This is a genomic window from Halomonas sp. B23F22_20, from assembly GCF_043496985.1.
GTDB lineage: Bacteria > Pseudomonadota > Gammaproteobacteria > Pseudomonadales > Halomonadaceae > Halomonas.
The window spans coordinates 1-814 of record NZ_JBIEKH010000075.1; the positions used below are offsets into that span (position 1 = coordinate 1).

At 58.1% G+C, this 814-nt stretch carries 2 protein-coding genes; both read right to left on the reverse strand.

The genetic code is table 11. From position 1 onward, the window contains the following. Window positions 1-269 (reverse strand): hypothetical protein (locus tag ACGTN6_RS20620; RefSeq protein ID WP_394594932.1); only part of this gene is annotated, 269 nt, incomplete at its 3' end. Between the two features lie 124 nt (window positions 270-393). Beyond that, window positions 394-762: a KfrB domain-containing protein gene (locus tag ACGTN6_RS20625; protein ID WP_394594933.1), complete on the reverse strand. Its 369-nt coding sequence runs from the start codon at window positions 760-762 to the stop codon at window positions 394-396. Window positions 763-814: the final 52 nt, after the last annotated feature.

The following is an 814-nucleotide window of genomic DNA, read 5'->3' on the forward strand; positions in this document are numbered from 1 at the left end:
TCCCCGCTGCTGTCAGTGGCCACAATTTCGTGCACCACACCGCGCACCTCACCGACTGATCCATCTCGCTGGTCCAGCTCTTCATCGAATGAGGGCAGCCACGCTGCCTCATCGTCGAACACGACTGGATCACCAACGCCTATCAGCGTCGAGATGTGTTGGTGGAGAGTGTGCAGCGGCCTATGAACATCAATTGACCCAGCACTCGAGATCCTGATAGCTGGATGGCTGTGAAGCTGCCGAAAGCCTTTCTGGAAGGGATTGTTCATCGTGCTTCTCCTGCTTGAGGGGGAAGCACCCCCCAGAGGAGAGTGCATCTCCCCCTGGGGGTGGGCTGGCTGACAGCGTTATTCGCTGTGACAGCCGGCGGGTTTATCGAACGGCATCAACCACTCATGCCGCCCGAACGACTGGGCGTCGACCAAGATGGTACGTCACGCTCAAACGCATTCCGGCTGCCAGGCGCTCGGACATATGCGCTGCATCACCAAATGTTTCTCGGTCATGGCGCATGATGGTTGTGTCCTGCAGTTGGTAGACATGCTGCTCGTCCACGAGCAACAGAGGGCCACTGTAGGTTGCAGGTTCAGAAGACACTGCCGGGTGCTCCGCTTCCGAAAGATGATAGATACCCTTCGGGAGACACTTCTCCGGCAACACCTTCACGGTCACCCACTGCCCATCAATCAGCCTATCCAGTAGGCGGCTGCGATTGAGAATCGACAGTTTCAGCGAGCCCTCGGGGAACGAAGTGTCAGGCATCTCCGCCTCCCAGCACCACACAGTGGTGTCGAGAGCCAGCGAGATTCGTCAG